Annotated in this window: 16 protein-coding genes and 1 tRNA gene; 9 read left to right on the top strand and 8 right to left on the bottom strand. The window is 33.5% G+C overall.

The window, feature by feature from the left end; translation table 11 throughout:
• The first annotated feature begins 847 nt into the window (after positions 1 to 847).
• From A1OE_RS02975 to A1OE_RS02960, 4 genes are all read left to right on the top strand, one after another.
• Positions 848 to 1,597, top strand: a complete 750-nt coding sequence (locus A1OE_RS02975; RefSeq protein WP_044283272.1) for a metal ABC transporter ATP-binding protein — start codon at positions 848 to 850, stop codon at positions 1,595 to 1,597.
• Positions 1,598 to 1,600: 3 nt separating this feature from the next.
• On the top strand, positions 1,601 to 2,464 hold the full coding sequence (locus tag A1OE_RS02970) for a metal ABC transporter permease (RefSeq protein ID WP_015088744.1): 864 nt from the start codon (positions 1,601 to 1,603) through the stop codon (positions 2,462 to 2,464).
• Between the two features lie 51 nt (positions 2,465 to 2,515).
• Positions 2,516 to 3,412: a metal ABC transporter solute-binding protein, Zn/Mn family gene (locus tag A1OE_RS02965; RefSeq protein ID WP_015088743.1), complete on the top strand. Its 897-nt coding sequence runs from the start codon at positions 2,516 to 2,518 to the stop codon at positions 3,410 to 3,412.
• A 123-nt stretch (positions 3,413 to 3,535) separates the two neighbouring features.
• The gene (locus A1OE_RS02960) at positions 3,536 to 4,588 is read left to right on the top strand and encodes a substrate-binding domain-containing protein (protein ID WP_015088742.1); all 1,053 of its coding nucleotides are present in this window, start codon (positions 3,536 to 3,538) and stop codon (positions 4,586 to 4,588) included.
• Positions 4,589 to 5,132: 544 nt separating this feature from the next.
• Here A1OE_RS02960 and A1OE_RS04555 read toward each other — a convergent pair.
• Positions 5,133 to 5,255: a hypothetical protein gene (locus tag A1OE_RS04555; RefSeq protein ID WP_015088741.1), complete on the bottom strand. Its 123-nt coding sequence runs from the start codon at positions 5,253 to 5,255 to the stop codon at positions 5,133 to 5,135.
• A 374-nt stretch (positions 5,256 to 5,629) separates the two neighbouring features.
• Between A1OE_RS04555 and pstC the strand changes: the two genes are divergently transcribed.
• The 3 genes from pstC to pstB are packed head-to-tail and all read left to right on the top strand — an operon-like array spanning position 5,630 to position 9,188.
• Positions 5,630 to 7,018, top strand: coding sequence for a phosphate ABC transporter permease subunit PstC (pstC, locus tag A1OE_RS02955; RefSeq protein ID WP_015088740.1), 1,389 nt, complete (start codon positions 5,630 to 5,632; stop codon positions 7,016 to 7,018).
• Positions 7,011 to 8,342 carry a phosphate ABC transporter permease PstA gene (pstA, locus tag A1OE_RS02950; protein WP_044283271.1) on the top strand — a complete coding sequence of 444 codons (1,332 nt, stop codon included), beginning with the start codon at positions 7,011 to 7,013 and terminating at the stop codon, positions 8,340 to 8,342. Before pstC ends, pstA begins: the two co-directional genes overlap by 8 nt.
• Positions 8,343 to 8,354: 12 nt before the next feature.
• Positions 8,355 to 9,188, top strand: coding sequence for a phosphate ABC transporter ATP-binding protein PstB (gene pstB / locus A1OE_RS02945; RefSeq protein WP_015088738.1), 834 nt, complete (start codon positions 8,355 to 8,357; stop codon positions 9,186 to 9,188).
• A gap of 1,332 nt (positions 9,189 to 10,520) precedes the next feature.
• On the opposite strand, the gene purF is transcribed toward pstB, so the two are convergent.
• The 5 genes from purF to metZ form a co-directional block, all read right to left on the bottom strand.
• Entirely contained in the window at positions 10,521 to 11,963 is a 1,443-nt protein-coding gene (gene purF, locus A1OE_RS02940) for an amidophosphoribosyltransferase (protein ID WP_015088735.1), read from the bottom strand.
• Between the two features lie 278 nt (positions 11,964 to 12,241).
• Positions 12,242 to 12,760: a CvpA family protein gene (locus A1OE_RS02935; RefSeq protein ID WP_015088734.1), complete on the bottom strand. Its 519-nt coding sequence runs from the start codon at positions 12,758 to 12,760 to the stop codon at positions 12,242 to 12,244.
• 1,582 nt (positions 12,761 to 14,342) lie between these two features.
• Positions 14,343 to 15,098 carry an ABC transporter ATP-binding protein gene (locus tag A1OE_RS02930; RefSeq protein ID WP_015088730.1) on the bottom strand — a complete coding sequence of 252 codons (756 nt, stop codon included), beginning with the start codon at positions 15,096 to 15,098 and terminating at the stop codon, positions 14,343 to 14,345.
• Positions 15,099 to 15,109: 11 nt separating this feature from the next.
• Positions 15,110 to 15,883 (bottom strand): MlaE family ABC transporter permease, encoded by a 774-nt coding sequence (locus tag A1OE_RS02925; RefSeq protein ID WP_015088729.1) that lies wholly within the window; start codon positions 15,881 to 15,883, stop codon positions 15,110 to 15,112.
• A gap of 1,442 nt (positions 15,884 to 17,325) precedes the next feature.
• Entirely contained in the window at positions 17,326 to 18,516 is a 1,191-nt protein-coding gene (gene metZ / locus A1OE_RS02920; RefSeq protein WP_044283269.1) for an O-succinylhomoserine sulfhydrylase, read from the bottom strand.
• A gap of 1,152 nt (positions 18,517 to 19,668) precedes the next feature.
• Here metZ and A1OE_RS02915 point away from each other — a divergent pair.
• Positions 19,669 to 19,884, top strand: coding sequence for a DUF3126 family protein (locus A1OE_RS02915; RefSeq protein ID WP_015088721.1), 216 nt, complete (start codon positions 19,669 to 19,671; stop codon positions 19,882 to 19,884).
• 311 nt (positions 19,885 to 20,195) lie between these two features.
• Here A1OE_RS02915 and guaA read toward each other — a convergent pair whose 3' ends face one another.
• Together guaA and A1OE_RS02905 are read right to left on the bottom strand one after the other, a co-directional pair.
• Positions 20,196 to 21,743, bottom strand: coding sequence for a glutamine-hydrolyzing GMP synthase (gene guaA, locus A1OE_RS02910; protein ID WP_015088720.1), 1,548 nt, complete (start codon positions 21,741 to 21,743; stop codon positions 20,196 to 20,198).
• Positions 21,744 to 23,910: 2,167 nt separating this feature from the next.
• A tRNA-Ser gene (locus tag A1OE_RS02905) sits at positions 23,911 to 24,000 on the bottom strand.
• Between the two features lie 893 nt (positions 24,001 to 24,893).
• Between A1OE_RS02905 and rplU the strand changes: the two genes are divergently transcribed.
• A complete protein-coding gene (gene rplU / locus A1OE_RS02900) occupies positions 24,894 to 25,211 on the top strand; it encodes a 50S ribosomal protein L21 (protein WP_015088716.1) in 318 nt (105 codons plus the stop codon).
• Positions 25,212 to 25,216 lie beyond the last annotated feature (5 nt).

Below are 25,216 nucleotides of genomic sequence, written 5' to 3'. Positions count from 1 at the left end.
GTTGAATATTTGACCAGATATTATAATCTAAGAATAATTTTGCGCTTATGAGCTAGATTAATAGATTATTACTTGCATATATTTAATATAATAAGTAGTTTTTCTCGATGTTATTTGATGTAATGATGAATATTTCATATTTGTTGATGCAATTACTTTAACAATAATAAGTATAATTATACTTATTATTGTTAAAGTAATTTTGATATAAGCTAATATATTATTTTTTTTATCTTAAAAAACTAGGATAATTTTATATCAATTAAGTCATTGATTAAATAATTAGATAGTTTGTTATAAAGTTAATTTAGAGAATAGACAAATTAGGTTAGAAATCAAATTGCTATAGTTAAAATAATTTTATTACAGGCGCAGGAAAAATTCCTAGCTTTACTAAAAGTAATTGTTAAATCAATGAGTAAGTTGCTTGTGTTATTTTTTTGTGTGAATTATTTACTGCACTTCCTTAATCAAAAATTAGTATTAACTAATTAAATATTTTAAGCCTAAAGACGGTATAGTTATCTTTTTGCGTTAACTTTGATTGATTATTAAGGCAAGCGCTAATTGCTTGCCTTAATAAAAATATTCTTATTGTTATGTTATAACATCTAGTAATGATCATACTTCTTAGTTATATTACGCGGGAATTTTTAGTACTATAAAAATATGCTAAACTTATTTCCGTATTTGCTAGGTATAATAATGATTTATTAGGTGCAACAATGCCGCATTTTTATTCATTTTTTAATTCTTTGATTTCAAGCTCAGCATATATTAGATTGTTAAATGTCCTTATTGTCATCACTGCTTTGTGGTTAGCTATACTCTGGGCAGTTTCTTTACCGTGAACCATTCTGGTATTTATTTGCACAAAGTGTCTATTGCGTATGATAGACAACTGGTTATCGATGATCTATCTGGAGCATTTGAATTTGGCACGATGACTGCAATTACTGGACCTAATGGAGCTGGAAAATCAACACTCATTAAAACGATTATGGGTGAACTTTTACCTGACAGTGGAAAAATCGACCTAGGTGGAATATCCAATAGCACTTTGGGTTATCTACCACAATCACTTACAATTGATCGTAGTTTTCCGATCAGCGTTATCGATACCGTTATTCTAGGCACATGGCCAAGAATAGGGCCGTTTAGCGGAGTAACTTCAGAAATGGAATACGAGGCAACTGATGCGCTATCAGCGGTTGGCTTAAGCGGTTTTGGTAGGCGGTCAATCTGCACTTTATCTGCTGGGCAATTTCAAAGAGTTCTTTTCGCTAGGTTGTTACTGCAGGACCCTAAAATAATCCTTCTTGATGAACCGTTTAATCTAATCGATAATCGAACTACTCAGGATCTGTTAAGTATTATTGTTCGTTGGCATGATGAAAAACGTACGATTATAATAATTTTACACGATTTTGAGCAGATTCGTGCTCATTTCCCTAATACTTTGCTTCTTGCACGTAAGTCAATTGCCTGGGGGCCAACGGAAAATACCTTATCATCTGCCAATTTACTCAGTGCGCAATCTATTGCTGATGGCTGGTCCAAGGAACCCAAGCTTTATAGCAAGTTGTTGGAGATTTAAGAGATGAATATGTCAGCTTTACTAATCGAGCCATTTGCTAATTATGGGTTTATGCGGCGTGCGCTAGTCTCATCTGTCGCATTAGGTTTGGGCTCTGGTCCATTGGGAGTATTATTAATGCTACGTCGTATGAGTATGATTGGCGATGCTATGAGTCACGCAATTTTGCCTGGTGCTGCTATTGCTTTTTTATTGGTAGGTAGCATTTCCATGTTTGCAATGTGGATGGGAAGTATTATAGCAAGTCTCATCGTAGCTTTGCTTGCAGGTATTGTGAGTCAGACAACTGTCTTAAAAGAGGATGCGAGTTTTGCTAGCTTTTATTTGACCTCTTTAGCTTTAGGCGTACTGATCCTTTCTTTAAGTGGTTCTAATATTGAATTGTTACATGTACTATTTGGCACTATTCTGGCGATTGATGCTCAAGCGATTTTTCTCGTTGGATTAATAACTTCTTTTACTTTAATTACTTTAGCGGTAATTTACAGACCTTTGGTCTTGCATTGTTTTGATCCAGGCTTTTTGCGATCTGTTGGTGAGCGTGGTGCTATTTACCATTTATTGTTTCTGTTTCTCGTTGTGATTAATTTAGTAGCTGGTTTTCAAACGCTAGGTAGTTTGATGGCTATTGGCATGATGATACTACCTGCGGTAATCGCAAAGCTTTGGGCGCGCACTCTACCTGTAATGGCATTAATTGCTGCTGTAAGTGCTGTTACTTCTGGTTTTTTCGGATTGCTTGCCTCATATCATTTAGGATTTGCTTCTGGCCCGTCTATTATTATATCCGCAAGTTTGATTTATGCTGTCTCTCTAATCATTGGACCATACGGCACCCGTACTAGTATTTATAATCGATCTCACTAAAGAATATTATTTAATTTTTAATTAACGTATTAAAAAACTAATTTAAGTAAAATGACATATAAAAAAACATTCATATGTCTTGTCATATTTATCTCGTTAATTTTACGTGTTTCTTCCTCAGTGTCAGCTAAAGTTATTAATGCGGTAGCTAGCTTTACGATTATTGCCGACGTGGTTCAAAATGTCGGTGGCAATCATGTTTCTGTGAAAAGTTTGGTGCCGGTCAATGGTGATCCGCATAATTTTGAGCCTTCTCCCGCAGACCTTAAGAATGTTAAGACAGCTGATATTAACTTCATAAATTTAGATGATTTTGAGGTTTGGTTTAAGCGTTTAGTTACAGCAACAGGTGTTAATAGGAAGCCAGTAATTGTATCTCGTGGTATAAATATTCACTCTTTTAATGAGGATGGTAGGATTATAAACGATCCGCATGTGTGGAATAGTGTAGCTAATGTATTGGTTTGGGTTGATAATATCGAATCAGCTTTGATTCAGGCTGATCCGCAGGATGCCTTAGCTATTAAAGCTAGCGCTGAGGCATATCGTCAGCAACTTAAAGTGCTTAATTCTACTATCAAAACTAAAATCCTTCAGGTACCGAAAGAACGACGTGTGCTTTTAACTAGTCATAAAGCTTTTGGTTATTATGGTAGTGAATACGGCTTGAATTTTCTTGCTCCACTAAGTTATTCTACCGATAATGAGGCTTCTGCATCTGATATCGCTCAATTGATTGAACAGGTTAAAAGCAATCGTATTAAAGTATATTTTTTTGAGAAATCCAACAATTCCCGCTTGCTGATACAGATAGCTAATGCTACTGGGGCAAAATTTGGCGGTGAGTTGTATTCTGAAGCACTGTCAGAACTTAACGGTAATGCTTCGACTTATATAGAACTGATGATGCACAACACTAACCTGATAGTCCAGGCTTTGTCTGAATGAGACTTAAATATTTAATTATTTGATCGAATGCGGGGATAATAGCTCGTAGCATGATACGCCATATAAAACTTCATTGAAAGTATAAGTCATTTTCTTTTTAAGAAAAATACTGGTGGGCTATTAATGAGTTTGTCATTTACCAAGTTGGCCATTATTATTGGGTTATTTTTTATTGCAATGACGGCTCGTGTTGAGGCTCGTGATCAAATTCGCATAGTGGGCTCTTCTACTGTTTTTCCCTTCGCTGCACTGGTCGCTGAGAATTTTGGTAAAAGAACTGATTTTAGAACTCCAGTCATTGAATCGACCGGTTCAGGAGCTGGTATAAAGCTTTTTTGTCAAGGTATTGGCGTTAAATACCCAGATATAACTAACTCATCTCGTGAGATCAAAAAAACAGAGGTTGCTTTGTGCGCCAAGAATGGCGTGAGAGAAATTACTGAAATTAAAATTGGTTTTGATGGTATTATATTGGCTAATTCCAAACAAGCTAAGATATTTAATCTGAGCTATAAAGATATTTTCTTAGCTTTAGCTAAGAAAATACCATTTAATGGTAAATTAGTCGCTAATCCATATACTAAATGGTCACAAATTAACGCATATTTACCTGATATTAAAATTGAGGTTCTTGGTCCTGCACCAACTTCCGGAACTAGAGACGCTTTCGTTGAACAGGTAATGAAAACAGGGGCTAAAAAGCTCGAATTCTTAAATAAATTATCTAACTATGATCAGAGTAAATTTAAGCAGATATTTGCATCTATGCGTGAAGACGGTAAGTTTATCGAAGTTGGTGAGAACGATAATCTCATTATTCAGAAGCTAGAATCAAACCCATCTGCAATAGGGATCTTTGGCTTTTCTTTTCTTGAGCAAAATACCGACAAGATACATGGTTCTCTCATCGAAGGTATTCCTCCAACATTTGATTCGATTGCTAACGGTTCTTACCCCATTGCACGATCTCTATTTTTGTACATAAAAAATCACCATATTGATTTGATACCTGGAATAAAAGAATATGTAGCTGAGTTTATTAGTGATGAAGCAGTTGGTGAGGAAGGATATCTAACTATCAATGGTTTAATTCCGCTACCAGAATTAGAACGTAATCAGGTATTGGATCGTTGGTTTAAAATAATTGACTCAAGCATATATTCGGTAGAATCATAAAGTTAATTGTATTAGAAGGTATTTTGATTTAGGATTTAAATATTAGCTTGCATTAAGCTATCTATGCGATTCATTGACATTCATGTAATAATTAGTTACGAGATATTAAATACTAATAAGTTATTAGTAGAACACCTTGAACAATACTTTAGAGTAACGTTTTGAAAACACTTACAGTAAAATTTTTAATCAGTTAACCATGGTACAATATTAGTAATCGATAATGAATTTTTGCTTAATTTGCTAACAGATCATTAGTCTAACTCGATATATTGCTTTTTAGGAGGTGTTTAATAAATTAAATGATATCCTAGTATAAGGAATGATGAAATTTTGTTGTTGCCTGTTTCTCAAGATATCGTAAATCGTATAGAAATCAGAGGGATAAGTAAGCATTCGGCGGCATTTGTTACGCATAAACGTGTTTTTCGCCTTTTGCTTGAGATATTTTAGCTGTACAGTTTGGATCTGGTGGATCTCTAACTATGCTTCTTGTTAATGGTTGGCTGGATTAATATGAGGTTAAGCAAAGATCAAAGTCTAACTACTTCGTGAAGGCCATTGATTTACTTGGCAACCTCACTGATGCCCAGGTCCTAGTTTGGGCGTTTATTACAACAGCTAAGTCATGATTGTTAACTAAGTTGTTTGCTGTATGTTGGCTCATGCTACCTAGAAGCTAAATCGTAAGGAAAGCTTACTCTTAAGTAACCGGTTATACTAATGTCAAAATTTATTAAAATGGATATATGTCAATACTAGATCTTATAAAGATGTTATTATACGCCATAAAAGAATAATCTTTAACTTTTATTACCCTTGTAGTATTCAATTATACCATTGTATCGAATGTATTGCTTGAATCCACGCCTTTGCAGTTTCTAATTTTTGTTAACCATTTATTACTGTTTATTATTTATCAAGAATCTTTATATTCAGTTCTTTGATCCAGCTATAATATGTTTAAAACATCTTTTCTTTAGACCCTTTATCCATCACTGGTATAGCGCCAGAGGGGATCGCTCTCGGGGGCCAGGATCAATGCATACTTTCATTGTGGTGATTGGGCTGATTGGCTTCGCTACCCTTGGCTACACCATAGGACGCGCCCGAGCGATTATAACTGCAGGCGGTGTCGTGAAGGATTTGAACTCCATACCTAGCTATTATGGCTATTATACTGCTATATGGATCGGTATTCCTTCATTAGTTATGCTTATTGTTTGGCTAATCGTAGAACCTCACGTCATTGACGGAGTTGTTATGAGCAACTTGCCGATAAATATAACGCAAAATCTTTCTACCTCCGAATATGGCTTACTACTTAATGATATTCATAATGCGGCTAATGGTAGTCTTTTTTCAAAGATGAATGACCGAGTCATTGCAACTGCAGCCAAGCAACTTAACAGTTTGCGTCAAACAAGTTTTATGCTGATGCTAATCGCAGTTTTTTGTGTGGGTATCAGCGGTTTAAGGTTTGCTCGTAACCGTATTAGCCCTGATATGAGAGCGCGGAACATCGTGGAAAAAGTAATCAATTTTATATTAATTATCAGTTCATTAATTGCGATTCTGACCACGATGGGAATTGTTGTTTCGCTAATATTTGAAAGTGTTATTTTCTTCAGCAAGATTCCATTGCACGAATTCTTGTTTGGTTTGAATTGGAGTCCACAAATTGCCATTCACACCGAGCAAGTCGGCTCCTCTGGTGCTTTTGGTGCAGTGCCACTATTTGCCGGTACCTTGCTGATTACTTTTATAGCTATGTTAGTGGCGGTACCAATTGGTCTGATGTCGGCAATTTACATGGCTGAATACGCTAAAGCGCGATTTCGAGCATTCGCCAAGCCTATGCTGGAAGTGCTGGCTGGCATACCAACGGTGGTCTATGGTTTTTTTGCAGCTACCACTGTTGCACCAGCCTTTCGGATAGCTGGGCAAAAAAGTATTGGGCTTGATGTTTCTTCGGAAAGCGCATTAGCCGCTGGAGTAGTAATGGGAATTATGATCATCCCATTCGTCTCATCTTTGTCAGATGATGTGATTAAAGCGGTTCCTCAATCACTGCGTGACGGATCGTACGGCCTTGGTGCTACTAAATCTGAGACAATTCGTTTGGTTGTTATGCCTGCCGCCTTGCCTGGTATTGTAGGAGCTTTGCTTCTTGCTGTTAGTAGAGCAATCGGTGAAACGATGATTGTGGTTATGGCTGCTGGTCTCACCTCTAATTTAACAGTTAATCCGTTTGAAGCTGTGACTACTGTCACAGTGCAGATCGTTACTTTGTTAGTTGGCGATCAAGAATTTGATAGCCCTAAAACTCTCTCAGCATTTGCTTTGGGTATGGTACTATTCTTAATCACCCTTGCCCTTAATGTCCTTGCCCTCAGAGTGGTACGTAAGTACCGAGAGCATTATGAATAATACACTTTCTACTTCTTTAGGTAAATCTACATCTAGTAAAACAATTCGTTTGCCGGATTTTAGTGGTCCACATCTTGCTAAACGCTATGCTAGCGAAAGGCGTTTTCGTATTTTAGGTATTTCCAGTGTGGGCGCTGCCGGAATAATTTTGCTCATTTTGTTGAGCAGTATTGTATCTAAAGGCTATTCAGCTTTTTGGCTACACAAAGTTGAGTTAAACATCACATTTAGTAGCGAAGTGTTAAATCCTGATGGTGGTGCAGTTGAAGAAGTAAAGTTAAAGGAAGCTAATTATTTAGCGTTGATTCATAATGCTTTAAAACAAAAGTTTCCTGCAGCTATCGGTAATCGCTGTAAAATTCGTATGCTTTACGGGATAATTTCACCAAAAGCTGATTTGGTTTTGCGTAACATGGTATTGAGTAATCCTTCTCTTGTTGGCACAACTAAGACGGTTTCCTTAAAACTTTCTGATGATTTAGATAATCTATCTAAGGGTTTTATTAACCGTGATCTACCAGAAAGTGATCGCCGAGTAAAGGATCTGCAAATCGACTGGTATGATCAATTAAAATCGGAGGGTCATATTCATTCAGTATTTAACACTGACTTTTTTACTACTGGTGATAGTCGCGATCCTGAAGAAGCAGGTATTTATAGTGCATTAATTGGTTCAATTTTAACTTTGACTATTACGTTATTAATTTCCTTTCCAGTTGGAGTAATGGCTGCTGTTTATTTGGAGGAATTTGCACCAAATAATAGATTCATTGATTTTATTGAGGTTAACATTAACAATTTAGCAGCTGTTCCTTCTATTGTATTTGGTTTGTTAGGCCTAGCTGTTTTTCTAAACTTTTTTGGTTTGCCGCGCTCGGCACCATTAGTTGGTGGTTTAGTGCTAGCTCTGATGACATTACCTACTATAATTATTGCAGCCAGATCGGCTTTAAAGGCGGTATCACCATCAATTCGCGAAGCTGCTCTTGGCCTTGGTGCTTCGCCTCTACAAGTTGTTACCCATCATGTTTTGCCTATGGCAATGCCCGGGATACTTACTGGTACAATTATCGGTATGGCACAAGCTTTAGGCGAAACAGCTCCATTGCTAATGATTGGCATGGTTGCTTTTATCGTAGACATTCCGCAAACTTTCACCGATCCAGCTACTGTTATGTCGATTCAGGTTTATATTTGGGCTGACAGTCCAGAGCGAGCTTTTGTTGAACGGACATCAGCAGGTATTATGGTTCTGCTTAGTTTTTTAGTTTTAATGAATGCAGTAGCTATATTGTTACGCAAACGCTTTGAGCGTCGATGCTAGAGAGATATAAAGATGATTAACAGAGCTTTGAATCCGCCTGATGTTAATTTAGCAGCAAAATTATCGGATTCTAAACAGTTAGCTAATCGCTTCACTAAAATTAAGTCCCGTGATGTCAACGTTTATTACGGCAATAAACATGCATTGAAGCATGTTAATTTAAGTGTTTATAAGAATGAGGTAACTGCGTTAATTGGCCCTTCTGGATGTGGCAAATCTACTTTTTTACGTTGTCTAAATCGGATGAATGATGTAATCGATATTTGTAAAGTGACAGGTAAAATTACGCTAGATGATTATAATATTTATGACTCATCTCTTGACGTAGTACAGCTTAGAGCGCGAGTAGGTATGGTTTTTCAAAAGCCAAATCCTTTCCCAAAATCCATATATGACAATATCGCCTATGGCCCTCGTATACATGGTATCGCTTATGGTAAGTCTGAGCTAGATGAGATTGTCCAGAATTGCTTGGATCGCGCTGGGTTATGGAAGGAAGTTAGCGATCGTCTTGAGCAGCCTGGTACCCACTTGTCAGGCGGACAGCAGCAACGCCTTTGTATTGCTAGAGCTATAGCAGTAAATCCAGAAGTAATTTTGATGGACGAGCCGTGTTCAGCACTTGATCCTATTGCTACTGCTCGCATTGAGGAATTAATCAAGGAGCTACGTGAAAATTTCACTATTATTATCGTTACTCATTCAATGCAACAAGCAGCTCGTGTATCACAACGTACGGCTTTTTTCCACCTTGGCGAATTACTTGAGGTCGGAGATACTCAGGCAATTTTTACTAATCCTATTAATAGCTGTACCCAGGGATATATTACTGGGCGTTTTGGTTAAGAGCATCACACTAGCTTATAATGGATAAGGCCAATTATTAGCTTAGTATAATTACTAAGGCCTACATTTAAGTCGCATAGCTATTATAGTTTCATTTAATTTATAACAAAATATAGTAAAGTTTTTACTCAATTGGTCGATTTAATATAAATAAAATTCATTATCTATACTTTAAATTTGATGTTTGATTATCTATTTCGGATGAATTTTCATGATTAGCGATTAATAATTTATATTATATATCTATAGCTATGAATTATATTCTATATTTAAAAAAGATCGAAGATATAGATACTGGATTAATTACATACAGATAATTGACAGATAACTTGAACGTTCACTTTAAGTAAACGAGTTTTTATCATCGTTAGTCGATGTTTTATAAGCCGTTTAGTAATAAGAAAAATTGGATTTTAATAGAATACTGAAAGAAACATGCCTGAAAAGTACATTATTTATCATTTTACTGCAAAATATTTATTTTTTTCTTTTTCTGTGCACTAGTGCATATGGAAAATATAATAAAATTAGACGATGATATAACATTAATATCTTGTTTATCTCGCTGCTACTGCAATAAAATCAATGGTTAGCACCCGCTCATTAAACTGATAATAAAGTTAGTTTGTTCATGTAAATCTTGCTAAGTTTAGATGATGTTGTTGATTAAATTGATATTATTTGTGACTTAGTAATTGAACATGGTTTATTATCCGACATCATTAATAAATGATTTGATATCTTTTTATTCTGATTGTAAATAGAATAATGCAAGGTAATACACTTACCTATTTGATCGTAGAATACAAACAAAAGCTGCTAACAGTTCAGAAATATTGATATTTTACTCGTATTAATGAAGTATCTTTTCTAGCTATCGGATTGAATGGTTTTAAAACAAAATAGCAAATATTATGCTTGATCTAACAAGCGAATCAAAAATATTCTTTTTATTATGAAATGCTTTTACATAAAAATTTTGTGCTACTATTAGGTAATGATTAGTCGATTAAGTATACTAATTGTTTAGTTAATAAGCTTGTTTCACTCGTAAAATCTTTATTAAATAAACTTAATACAGAGTCAATAATAGTAAACAATATAATAAATTATATTGTTTACTATTATTGACTGAATGAAATATTTAATTTTATTATACTGTAATGTATAATCATTTTATACTAGATGACCACCCGCTCAGCGTAGTTATAAAGAAACTTCGGCAATGTGTTCTAAGTAATCAAATATCCGCACCTAGGCAATGAAGTAATGGAAATTAAATTTTGATTTATTATCTAACTTTTTAGATTATGCAAATAATTCTATGTAAAATCAAGACTTGTGTATTATTCTTCCACTGTCATAATCGACTCGTGAGATTGGATATTCACCGGTAAAACAGGCGTCGCAGAATTGTGGATTATCATTTTTTCTTGATGTTTTACCCATAGCGCTGTATAAACCGTCAATTGATATAAACGCAAGGCTATCTACACCAATCTTATTGGCCATATCTTGTATGTCAAACTGCGCCGCTAATAGCTCTTCTCTTTGTGGAGTATTTATACCGTAAAAACACGAATGGGTAGTTGGTGGGCTGGCTATGCGTAAGTGTAACTCAGTGGCGCCTGCTCGTCGGACCATTTCAACAATCTTGCTTGAAGTAGTGCCTCGTACAATAGAATCATCAACTAAAATAACCCGTTTGCCTTCAAGCTGCTTGCGATTAGCGTTATGTTTTAATTTTACTCCCAGGTGGCGTACCTTATCATTTGGTTGAATAAATGTACGGCCAACATAGTGGTTGCGTATAATACCTAAATCAAATGGGAGATTTGAGGCTTCGGAGTAACCAATAGCTGCAGGCACACCAGAATCTGGTACCGGGACCACTACATCAGCATCCACACCGCTTTCATAAGCTAGGTATTTGCCTATATTCTTGCGAGCTGCATAAACACTATTGCCTTCGACAAAACTATCAGGGCGAGCAAAGTAAATGTACTCAAAAACACAAAATCTGCTAGGACGGGGAGGAAATGGAAAGAAAGATTGAATTCCTTTGCTATCAATAATAACCAACTCCCCTCTATGTATATCACGTACGAAATCAGCACCGATAATGTCTAATCCACAAGTTTCTGAACACAGAATATATGCTCCATCAGCATTACCAAGAACGAGCGGACGCACACCAAATGGGTCACGCATTCCAACAAGTAGATCTTTACTCATGCAAATCAAAGAATAGCCACCATCAATTTGACGCATGGCATCAATTAGGCGATCAATCACTGAGGTGTTTCGAGATCTAGCTATTAAGTGGATAATAACTTCAGTATCCATGGTAGAATGAAAAATTGAGCCATGGCGAACTAAATTTTCACGCATTTGCAATGCATTAGTTAAATTGCCATTATGACAAAGCGCGAAGCCACCAAATTCTAGATCAGCAAATAGCGGCTGCACATTGTGTACGGCCGTTTCGCCAGTAGTAGAGTAGCGAGTATGGCCAATCGCTGAGTGCCCGACTAACTGAGCCAGGACAGCTTGATTTTTCTCGCCAAAATTTTCGCCAACATGACCAATACCTCTATGTATGTTAAAATATTGACCGTCAGTGGCTACGATTCCAGCAGCTTCTTGACCGCGATGTTGTAGAGCGTGTAAGCCAAGAGCGGTGTGTGCAGCTGCGTCAGATGTACCAAAAATTCCGTAAATTCCACATTCTTCGTGAAGATGGTCATCGTTAGATAAAGAATTTATGATTGTCATGTCAAAATCCGATTTTTACTCCATGAGTTATCAATGATTAAAGAAAACCATAAATCAACAATATGGCTGAAAGCAAAATTGTTAAAACAAAATTGCTTATAAAGCAACTAAGTGTTTTGAGGCTCATGTAATTAATTTATTAACTTTACTATTTAATATAGTAAATGATATAATTCTTCTAAAGAAAATAAATTTATAACTTCTATATTTTGCTGATAACTTATTCTATATTTTTATTTATTTATGTAAATACGTTTATTATTTTCTAATGGCTTGAGTCAGGTGTTTGGGTTTTCAACTAGTTTGGTATCCAGACATTTAGGTACTAAGGTTAGTAGCTGATTTGTTCCCTTTACAATCATAGGTAGTAATTTTGCTTCCTTCAAGTATTTTGGATAATTGTCTGGGTTAGGCTCAATCCATGAAAGTAGCAAGTAGGCAAAACCAACGATTATTAACCCACGAACTATTCCAAAAATGAAGCCAAGCGCTCGGTTTACCGAATCATATTTTATCATAGGCATCATTCGAAGAGCTAATTGTCCCATATTCAAGAATAATATTAAAGATAAGACAAACAATACGCCACTAGCGATCAATATTTTTACCGAAAAATCTGTGCCCATAAATTTTGCTAGATATATAGTGATAAGCTTGTAACTATAAATTCCTACTAATAGAGCGCTGATCCAAGCAAAGATAGAGAATATTTCAGAAATAAATCCCTTGATAAAAGCTGGTAAACTAGAAAAAATTATAAAGGTGATTATTATTATATCAATAATATTGATTTTCATATAAAATACAATTATTTGAATTAAGCTAAAATTAATTCATTTATCCGTATCAAAACAAGAAACTAATCTATTGCTATAAAGTAGTTAGATTAGTTTTTGTTTAAGGTGTTTTACGTAAATCAAAGTTTTTAATAACACTTTGAATTTAGCTAATTAATTCCCTATCTTAAAATTTTTAATATTAATTATTTTTTTTTGAGAAAATGGATATTATAATTTTGGTACATTATGTTCGTTAAACATTTATTATTTATACGATTTTATAGAGAAATTGATACCATTGATATGATATCGATTGCCTACTAAACTAATCATAGAACTTATAAAGTTGATTTATCAATACTTAATCTTTTGTGTAAACTGCTGTTCAATAAGAATTGAAATGTATTCTCATAAAGCAAACTAACGGTAGTTACTAAAGAATGCTCAAAAGCGCTATTTTCGCGCTAGATACTGTGCATGTTGCTATAATAATGGACATTAGTAATCTATGTGCGGTTATCATATTTTAGACAATTTTTGCTAAAAGAGTTAATACATTACTTATATGACATATTACCTAATATTATGCCTAAACTGCTGTTTGATTTTAGTCCATAAAATACTGTATGCATTATCGGGAAATTTATTGGCTTTTTTTAAAAAATACTTAGAGGGTAAAGCACAGCTGGTAACTGCTGATTGTTAATATTTTTTTGTATTTTAGTTTGGTAGTGGTGTACTATTCGCATAGATCTGAAGGTAATGTTAAGCAAACTACAACCTATTTAATAGTTCAGTAGATTTAACAAAAGAGCATGGTAGTTTATAGCACTAATAGCCGAGATTACTCATGATAATGAGTATTGAACTGATCATGAATAACTTTGAGAAATAATATTTATTCTTGTTTTCTCTAGCTAAAAAAACAACGTATTTTCTCAGCATTGAACTAATGATTAGCTTTTAGTATTAAATAAAATTTATATCTCATGCAATCAGCTTACTCTTCAAAGTACCTGATTAACAGTATAGAGATTTATTTCTATACTGTTTTCGCGCATGGTATTGATGATTGCATTTTGTTTGGTTAGCTATGAGTAGCCAATGGCATATCCTTTTTAGGTTTGCTAAATAAGTCTTGTATGTCTGCTAAATAGCTAAATGATTCTATATAAAAATATAATTATATTAGTTAGCAATCGAACGTATTAATGACAAATTTGATAGCTTAATAAATGTATCTAAACAATAAACTTTTGCTTAATATTAGTATTAAGTTATAATATTGCGTGTTTTATAATACGTTACCAAACCAGCATTATTATCCTAAGATTAGCGATTGATATAATTCACCTTGACAGGTGAATTATATCATAATTGATCCAGTAAATAATATTACTACCAGTAATATTATTTACTGGATCATGCTTTTAGAGGAATCTTGGCAAGAAATTCAATTAAAATTAAACTTTGATTTATATAGAAATTGTAATTAACAATTAATATACGTCAAATAACGTTAGTTTTTTCAAATCAATGAGTAAAATGCGTGAATTTATCATAATAACCTCTAATGTGTTTGTTAAAATTAAGTTATTATCTAAATCGGCAATTCAGCTTTTCCGTTGATGAATTGATTGACATAGTTATTCCCTGAATTATCTATTTTATTAACTGCTCCTTCCCAGATGATCTTGCCATGGTATAACATAGCTATCCTGTCGGCAATTTTACGTGCACTGGACATGTCATGAGTTATCAAAAAACCTGTTATACCTAGATCGCGTGTGCATTTAACGATTAGTTTGTTAATGATGTCGGCCATAATTGGGTCGAGTCCAGTAGTTGGTTCATCAAAGAAGATAAACTTAGGATCGTTTGCTATGGAGCGAGCTAACGATACACGTTTTTGCATACCTCCGGAAAGATCCGCAGTAGATAAATTAGCTACATCTTCACTAAGACCTACCTGAGCAAGTTTCTTTAAAGCGATACCACGGGCAGTAGATCGATTTATATTTCTCGTTGCTATTAGTCCAAAAGCAACGTTTTCCCAAACTGAAAGACTATCGAACAAAGCCCCACCTTGAAATAGTACACCAAATTTGTGCATATAAGCTTCCCGCTCGTAACGCGGTAGGCTGATTACATTTTTACCATCAATTTCAATAACACCGGAATCAGGCCTAATTAGACCAATGATGCATTTTAATAATACTGATTTGCCGCTGCCAGAGGCGCCGATTACTACTAAGCTTTTGCCTTCGCATATATCTAAATTAATGCCGTTTAGCACCATTTTAGAGCCAAAGCTTTTCTTTAGGTTGCGTATACGAAGCTTAATGATCTTGCTCATCTGCTTCGCCCTTAATTAATAAAAAAAATCTCGGTGATAATATAGTTTGTTAGCAAGATCATTATTGAAGCTACTACTACAGCATTAGTAGTAGCTAGGCCAACTCCTCGCGCTCCTCTACGAGAGTTAAATCCTTGATAACAACCCATTAGTGTAATCAGAAAACCAAATACTATTGCTTTTGCCATACCGGCAATGACATCAATTTTTTCCAAATGATGCACAATAAAAAAAATGTAGCTAGCAGCGTTAAAATTTAATTTGTAAATACCAATCATAAACCCACCATAAACACCTATTATATCGCCTATCAATACCAAAAACGGCAGACTAATGATGGATGCAATGATTCGAGGGACGATTAGATATTTATAAGGATTTGTTGACAATGTTGTTAGTGCATCTATTTGCTCGGTGACTTGCATTGCGCCTATTTCTGCCGCCATTGAAGCTCCGACTCTTCCGGCAACCATCAATCCGGTTAGTACTGGAGAGAGCTCACGAAGCATAGATATCACAACAACTGTTGCTACCGTTTCTTCGGCAAAGAATCTAGCAAATCCTGTATAGCTTTGCAATGCAACCACCATGCCTGAGCATAAAGTAGTCATTCCTACCATCGGAAGAGAATGATATCCGATTTCAATAAATTGACGCAATATTAACCGTAAATAGAGCGGTGGTTGTAAGCAATGGCAGATTATCGATAAAGCAAATAGCACGATTCTACCAGTGCTGGCAAGAAAAGTGATAAAGTTTCGACCAATTGCTGCGAGAGGATTCATCCTTGCATTGTTTCCAATAATTCGTAAAATGAAGTTATATTAATTCCTAATTGCGCTATCGCATACAATATAAAAAATGATAATAGTTATTTAACGATAAAGATAAACATCGATTATGTTTTAAATATTGTACTTTTATATTCTGCCATCCATTATACATGATTCCCAATATCTTTCTGCTGCTAAAAGCTAGAGAGCAATTTAACTTGGTTATTTAATTGCTCGTAATAATATAAAAGCTAATCTTTATATGAAAATTTCAGTATAATGCTGAGGCGATAATAACCTGGCATATTGAATGCAATGCTGCATAAAATATGCAAATGGGAATTTATTTTAGAGATTACTACAATGAAAAAGTATTTAGCACACTTATAACATTTCAAGGTTGAAAATGTCGAGCAATCTTTTTAGCAATCTATACTGCACGTGCATTTCATACTCATTTGAGTCATCATTTAATACTATAAAATATTGCTTAGGATCAGTTAGTTATTCGGAGCAATGAGAGTAAAATTGAGATATGTCAATAGTGCAGATATCAAGCTTATAACAGATAGAGATCTATACGCAAACAGCTGCTAATTACAACTAGGAACTTATTGTTCTTTAGGTTATTTTTTTTTACGAATTTTTATATACTTAAAATCTTTAATTAACCATGCGTGGCTTTCAAAGTTTAATTATAATAATTTATATGCAGTAGCATAGTGATTCATTAGCGTTATCATATTAGTACATTATATTAATGGTTGATTTTATTATGCTTTGTTAACTACATCTAACTATTTAATTTTTATTTAATCGACTCACCTCATTTAATTATTTGATTAAGTTTAATATTTTAGTAGCTTTTTGTTAGGTTTGCAAACATTTGGGATTGTACGAAAAAATATCTTTGATAAGAGTATTTGATGGGAAAATGCCTATAGCCATTAATTTTCTTTAACTTATTCTGTATAATGCATTATAAATAAGCGAGAATTTGCTTTGTAATCGCTCGTTTTTATTTTGCCATTATTACTTGGCTTATTATCGATTTAATGGCTGATTTGTAGACGTTTGACCAGTCGATCGTCAAATTAGTGATATATATTTTAATTTGCATAAGCAACTATGCAGTCCTTGCAATGAGTAAACGAATTCTATTAGCATATTTGAATAAACTATAAATTTTCTGTTGCGTGAAATAAAATTACCTAATACAAAAATATTTTTTAACTCGAAGTGTGAATAATTATCTAAAGAGAATAAGCAGTTAATTTAATCTATTAAAAGATATCTATTATTACTAGCAATTAACTATAATTGCCATTACACTCAATATAAGCGATATTATACTTTACCAAAGATAGCTTACAATTTCCCAATCTAAGTAATACTAAAATTAAATTATTAATAAAGCCTATTTAGTAATTCTGTAAGATCTAAATGAGAAATAATTAGCAGGCTTTTCCTAACGCTTGCAGTAGATCTTCGATTAAGTCGTCAAGGTCTTCAAGACCTACAGATATTCGTACTATTCCATCAGTTATGCCACAGTCAATACGTTCATCTGTTGGGATTCTTGCATGGGTTGTGGTAGCTGGGTGGCAGGCAAGTGACTTCGCATCGCCAAGATTATTAGACAAATCAATGAGACTAAAAGCGTCAAGAACATTAAATGCACCCGTTTTGCCTCCGACTACTTCTATAGTAATTATGTTGCTATAATTAATCATTTGCCGCTTTGCTAAGTAATGTTGAGGATGATTAGCGAGTCCAGGGTAGCGAACCTGTAAAACTTTTTCATGACCAGTTAGCCATTTAGCAATTTTAGCAGCTGTTGATGTCATCCGTTCCACACGTAATTCCATAGTTTCTAAGGATTTTGCCATAATCCAAGCATTGAATGAGCTAATAGAAGGTCCAGTATTTCGATAAAACGGGATAAAATAATCATTCATCCAGGCAGCTGAGCTTAAGACTGCTCCTCCAAGACATCGACCCTGACCATCAATGTGCTTAGTGGAGGAATAGACAACTATATCTGCGCCAAGCGCTAGTGGGCTTTGAAAAAGTGGTGTAGCTAAAACATTATCAACGATAACTTTAGCACCGGCATTATGAGCTAATTCAGCTACGGCTGCTATATCTACCAGGTCAAGCATTGGGTTTGATGGGCTTTCTAAGAACACTGCATTAGTAGGTTGTGATAGTGCGGTTTTCCAAGAATCCAAGTTAGAGCCAATTACAAACTTAGTTTCCACACCCCATTTTGGTAAGATCTCTGAAAGTATGTAATGACAGGATCCAAATAGCTCACGTGCCGCCACAATGCGATCACCGCTCTTTAGTTGGCAGGATAATGCAGAGAAAACAGCTGCCATTCCAGTTGCAGTTGCTCTACACATTTCTGCTCCCTCTAAGGCAGCTAAACGCTGTTCAAAGAGGGTAACCGTAGGATTGCTGTAACGCGAATATATGTAAACGTCGTTTTCACCCTTAAAGGCTGCTTCGGCTTCAGCTGCGGAATTAAAGACAAATCCCGAGTTAAGATAGAGTGTCTCAGCAGTTTCATTGTTTAAGGTACGAGCCAGGCCAGCGCGAACAAGGCTAGTTGCACGGCGCCAACCGGAGATTTCGGAAGTCACTCGAAACACTCCTGATGAAAGAAAATTATTATACAATAGGAAGAAAATCGCAAAAACTTATATTGCATTGCGTTAGATAGATAATTGCCTTCGTATAGCTATTTAAATATGTTTTTACAACATAATATATTCATGATGCCGTGCAAGAATAGATTAACTCAAGGTTTTTATCATTATAGACAAACTATTATCACAGTATAAGCTATTGATATCAATTAGCTTATATAGAATTTAATTTTTGTGTATGATGTTTAAGAGGTGAGTAAAAATATCTTCATAGTTTTTTTTAAATTGAAAAAATTTAGATACTTGTCCAAAATGCAATAAAAACTTTAACAATCTAGTAGATATTATTATCGATAGTGATTAACACCACTTACAATGCCATACTATGAGAAATGAAGTGATTTTAGATAACTAAAGTATATCAATAAGCGTTGATCTAAGTATTTTAATACAGTTGGATATTGGTCTCTAGTAGAAATGTTTTTTTCAAAAAAGTATTATTATAAATATACAATTTATTTTTGCTAATCAGCCAAATGATAAATTTTTCCGTTTATTTTTGTTGCTTTCATTGATCTATCATTATGACAAGAATAATGATTAGGTTAGCATTGCAGCTATTTTCAGGATCGGACTATTCTATCTGTAAGATTTGTATGTAAGCTAAGCGAGATTATTTAATTAAATTATTAATAGTTAGTAAATTTATACAAACAAGTAACATATAGCAATATATATGTTACTTGTTTGGCTTTAACTAATATGTTTATTTTCAAAAATATTGTTTTTGGCAATCATTTAATAGTTAACAGTTTATTTGCACTGACTGTCCTGGCTTTATCGGATTGGCATTATTGCAAAGCGTAAAATTTAGCTAAACAGTGATCTATTTTAAAATAAAATCTATTCCAGCATCTTGAGAATTAATAAAAATTGGAATGGTGATGTGTTATGGACATAATAATAGGCCGTAAATTTATCTGGAATAGTTTTATTACAGTTAACAAGTTTTAAAAGATAGCAAATCATCAACCGCGATTACTAACTCCAAATATTGCAGGACAACTAATGATTAGTTGGAAGAGCAGATTTAATGTGCTAACGAATGTTAGTGCGTGGGAATGTCTGTAAGACAAGGAGAGAGAAATGAATCCTAAAGAAATTGCTCAACTACAGGCGTACTTGCGTAATCGCTTTTCCAACAAAAACATTATTATTATTCCTCGAACTAACAAAAAGGATTCTGCTGAAGTAATGCTTAACGATGAGTTTCTTGGCGTTATTTTCCGAGATGATGAGGATGATGAGATTTGTTATCAATTTAATATGACATTACTCGATATTGATATTAACGCATTTTAGTACAAAATGATTCTAAATTTTTTTAGCACAAATCTTCTTTGTTGAATCAATAACAATTACTAATTAAACCATTTAATTGATCGATCTGGTACGAGTGATTGTATATTTTGCTCCATTCAATTCCTGTTAATTTTTTACTCCAAAATGAAATTTTATACCTAATATGTTGGATATTAGTTGATTGAAAAATTAAACCAATAGTTTATTTGCTTGTCCAAGCGAGCTGTATGCATAGAAACTTTATCTTAACTTTAAGTATTAATGACAATCAATCTAGTATAATATTCCATAATATGGAATATTTAAATAAATTATTCCCACTCAATAGTGCTAGGTGGTTTGCTTGTAACATCGTAAGTCACTCGATTAATGCCACGTACCTCGTTAACGATACGAGTAGCAGTGCGGCTAAGAAATTCATGCGGGAATTTATAGTAATCTGCTGTCATACCATTACTAGCAGTTACCGCACGCAGCACACAAACATAATCGTAGGTACGAGAATCTCCCATCACACCAACTGTACGTATTGGTAACAATACTACAAAAGCTTGCCAAATTTCATCGTACAATCCCGCTTTGCGGATCTCATCAAGGTAAATCGCGTCAGCACTAGTTAATATATTAAGCTTTTCTCTGGTAACAGAGCCAATTAAGCGGATAGCAAGGCCTGGGCCAGGAAATGGGTGACGGTTAATTAAGGAATCTGGTATGCCTAATTCACGACCTAACGCTCGGACTTCATCCTTGAAAAGCTCTCTCAATGGTTCTACAAGTTGCATCTTCATTACATTAGGTAAACCACCTACATTGTGATGAGATTTGATGGTAATTAAAGGACTGTTAGTCTTGGACAAGCTCTCGATCACGTCTGTGTATAAAGTACCTTGAGCTAAAAATTTCGCTCCTTCAATTTTTGAAGCTTCAGAATCAAAGATATTAATAAATAACTCACCAATGGTCTTTCGTTTAATTTCTGGATCATCAATTCCTTCTAGCTCATTAAGAAATTCTTCGCTTGCATCGCGGGTAATAAGCGGGATATTGTATTGCCTGCGAAATAAACGATTAAATTCTTTCGCTTCTCCGGAACGCATCAAGCCGTTGTCAACAAAAATGCAGGTTAATTGATCACCAATCGCCTTGTGAATTAACAAGGCTGTTACCAAGCTGTCAATGCCACCAGATAATCCACATAGTACCTTACTATTTCCGACTTGTTTACGAATTTTTGAGATTACTTGATCCTTATAGGAAGCTACATTCCAGCTAGATGTTAGCCCAACAACCTTATACGTGAAATTGCGTAGAAGCTGGTTTCCACATGGCGTATGCTCCACTTCTGGATGAAACAGTAATCCATATATTCGTTTTTGCTCGTTAGCAAAAGAGGCAAATGGAGACGAAGGGGTGGTCGCTACGCTTTTAAAACCGGGAGGAATTGCAGTAATACGATCTTTATGGCTCATCCAAACTGTTTCAACCCTACCTAGCGGCAATAATTTATTGAATAGAAGACAACTATCCTTGATAGTAATTTCAGTTCGACCAAATTCCTGTTTTTCACTTTGCTCTACTATGCCACCAAGTTGGTGACATAGTAGCTGGGCACCATAGCAGATGCCAAGGATTGGAACGTTCATCTCAAACACTAAATTCGGTACTTGGGGTGCATTCTTATCGTAAACTGAATAAGGCCCACCTGATAAAATAACGCCAGAAGCACTAAAATTCTTAATTAAGTTAAGGTCAACATTAAATGGGAAAAGCTCACAGTAAACCCCAGACTTTCGTATCAGACGGGCAATTAATTCTGTTACTTGGCTACCAAAGTCCATAATAATAATTCGACCAATCATTAACTGCACCCGCAAATAAATTTTATTTATTAACTACAAAGTAGTGATAAATTATAGTGTTGATGTTATTAAATTTTAAATATAATTCTTTTTTTAAAAGAGAAATATTATCTTATTTAATATCAAATTTAAAAAAATTCTACATAACAAATTTCCTGCAATCTGCCAAAGTGATTTGATCTAATCATTATTTTTTTAATTTTATATTTTTATTTGTTTAGCGTAACTATAGTTTAATTTCTGAATAATAAAATGTTACGCTTGGCGTGCTATTATATGATTCATAACTAACTTACAGTAAGTAATAATAATCATACTTTAGAAAAGTATTCATTTTTATATATTTGAGTTTAACCTTCAATAGCAAATTTTTTGCTTAATTCTAAGCTTTTAAGTTATATTTCAAAGCAATACATTTCATGTTTAATCATGATTTACTTATAGTATACAGCTAATTCTTAAATTTATCTTGTTAACCTGAAGTACCAAATAAAATGCTAATCTAGACAAATAGAAAACGATCTAATTTTAGAAAAATTCTATTTTCTATCCCATAATTAGATTATTAAATGCATTAACTAAAGTGAAGATCAAATAATTTTGTTAGATTTATTTATTGCAAAACATATAAAGTAATTAATTTTTTATTACTTTATATTAGTCAGTATACTACTTACGCTATACTAAGCATACAATCGATATGATTGGGGAAAGTATTTAATTTTATTAGTTAACGTAACTATCTTTTATTTATTACAACTCTATTGTTAGTATGCTAATAGCCAAACAGCTAGTTGAATACTAGTCTAAATATTGGGATAATTTTAACTAACTAAACATCAAATACATATAACATGTACAGTATACTATATATACCCCTAAGCTTAAAGCATATTTGATTAGTAAGAAAATTTTAATAAAAAATACATATAATCGTTGATTAAGTTGACTGTCTCAAGCTTGATTAAAAATCAATAGTAATTCATAATTATCGAATATTTAATTATTATTATTTAACCTTATAGCATGGTTTATAATTTATACAAAAAGTAAAAATCATTATTCTAGTATCCTAGCATAACGTTAATAATAAAAGCTTTTGCAAGGCAATGCAGTCTATCGTTGCAAATATAAACATCCGATGTTTTTGTCAAATGTAATCGGATTAACCTTATTCTTTTATGCTATGTGAATAGCTAGTTGATTGTCATAAAATTTAATTTGTTGTCTTTTTTATGTACTTTTTGATTGTTAGATATATCAGACTTTTTATTCAAAAAGATCATTAATTCACGATCAAAATTAGTTTAAATATCAAGAGATAGATTTTAATTTTATGTTTCATACTTTTAATGATTCTCTTTCTTTTAGTGTATTTTTAGTAGGGCTGTTTAAAATTGAAGATTTGTCATAATCTATTATCGATCAGAGCATTTGCCAGTCAAGTAAGTTGCATTCTATTTTGTATAAAATACTTAATTAGGTTTACTAAATTTCAAAACAATTTATTTGTTAATCTTATTGTTGGTCTTAGGTCAATTTGCTTTTTAAAGCAATAATCTTTATCTCAAAAAAAACTTACGCAAATAATAAAATTTTTTTAATGCTTATTATAAACTCTTCTCAACAAACAAGTTAAGGGTACTTTTGTACCCCTAAACTAAACAGCTTTAAAGAAAAGCTTTGTTTACAATTTAAAATCAAGGAAGATAATCAAATAAGGTTTTTTATTTTTTGTATATGCATTTGCTCAAACAATATGATTTCTTTGTAGAAAGAAAGGCTAGCTATTAATCACATTTTTTGAATGTAGAAAAGCAGTGTCTATTTGCTAAAAGTAATAATTCATTGAATATATTAATGAATATTAATCATCGTTACAAATTAAGTTGTAAAATTTTTGAATACAATTAAACAATTTAAATTAAATGCTAAATTCAATTAGTAATTGTTTTGTTTAAACTATTAGCTAGATCAATTATCTTTGTTAATTACTGTTCTATGGATTTGCTAAGCGACATTATATAATCAGCTAATCAATAAATATTTATATAGTCATAAATATTCCTAAATAGATAGATTATGATGATTACAAGTTTTTACCGATTATGTGATATATTTTAACTGTCTGCTGTCTGTGTTCTAACATCATTAGTCAAAAATATTTTGGCGGAGAGAGAGGGATTTGAACCCTCGGTGAGCTCACACTCACAACGGTTTTCGAGACCGCCCCGTTCAACCACTCCGGCACCTCTCCACAAAACTCTAGTCAGGAATATTCTGTAAACTAATGAAACTGTCCTGTTATACAGTGTATTAGTCTTCAAGCAACTTGCTAGAGCGATTATATTAATGTAAGTGACGGCAACACTATAAAACTAAATAAATTAATCATTGTAGTATTCTTTAAAAAATTTAATTAACAAACAAAAATATTTTAAATAATATATTTAAATTAGAAAAGAATCAAAATTTAATAATTTTTAGATTTGATTAATTTATTACAGTAAAGTATACCTACACAAGTAGTATTTATTTTAGAAGATAATAGTTAAAGATGTTATTTAAGAACAATTAGCACAGTTAAATATTTGAATTTTTCAGGGTTTAGTTTGCTAATTCACCGCGTGAAAATAGCTGAATTCCTTTTTTGTAAATTACTCAATAAGTTCATGATTCATGATGTTCATTATATCTTAAAATAGTGAACTTTATTGTGTTAAAGAAGATGCTGCTTAAATAGCTTTATTTCACAGAATATATCGCGCAATTAAAATAAGCATTTTACAGTTCACATGCTCTTTGTTACCAGCATACTATAATAAATGCAGTTATATTCCCTGATAATTAAGTTGTAATGGAGATTGATCGAAATATATAACAGTTTCAGCTTTTGAAAAGCTTATTGTAAAAATACTTTTTTAAGTTTGTAATCGATTATTATATTGATTACTCAAAAGGCTGACACTGAATATCTTCTACAGTATTTTAGAAAACTCATTTATAATGATACATGCAATCACCATAGGTCAATATTTTAGTTTGTCATGTCTAAATTAGGGTTATGTGTTTTGTTCTGTACCTATTTCATATTAAATCAATACTTTTATAAAACAAGGGAATAATAAATTCTGTGTTAGGATCTAATTAATGTTAGCTGTCGTTAAAACTGGCGGTAAGCAGTATAGAGTTGCCTATGGCGATATTATTAAGGTTGAACATATTGAAGCTGTTATTGGGACAAAGGTTGAGATTAATGAGATTCTATTGATCAATACTGATAGTCAACTGACCGTTGGTTCGCCATTAGTATTCGGTGCTTCAATTGCATGTGAAGTTTTAGACCAGCGTAAAGATCCAAAGATTATAGTTTTTAAGAAAAAGCGTCGGAAAAATCATCGACGTACGCACGGTCATCGACAAAATGTTACTGTTTTGCGTGTGATAGGCATCAATGCTGGCGCTTAGTTAAA

This window comes from Candidatus Endolissoclinum faulkneri L2, assembly GCF_000319385.1.
Taxonomy (GTDB): domain Bacteria; phylum Pseudomonadota; class Alphaproteobacteria; order Thalassobaculales; family Thalassobaculaceae; genus Thalassobaculum; species Thalassobaculum faulkneri.
This window is presented reverse-complemented; position numbering and strand designations above follow the sequence as displayed.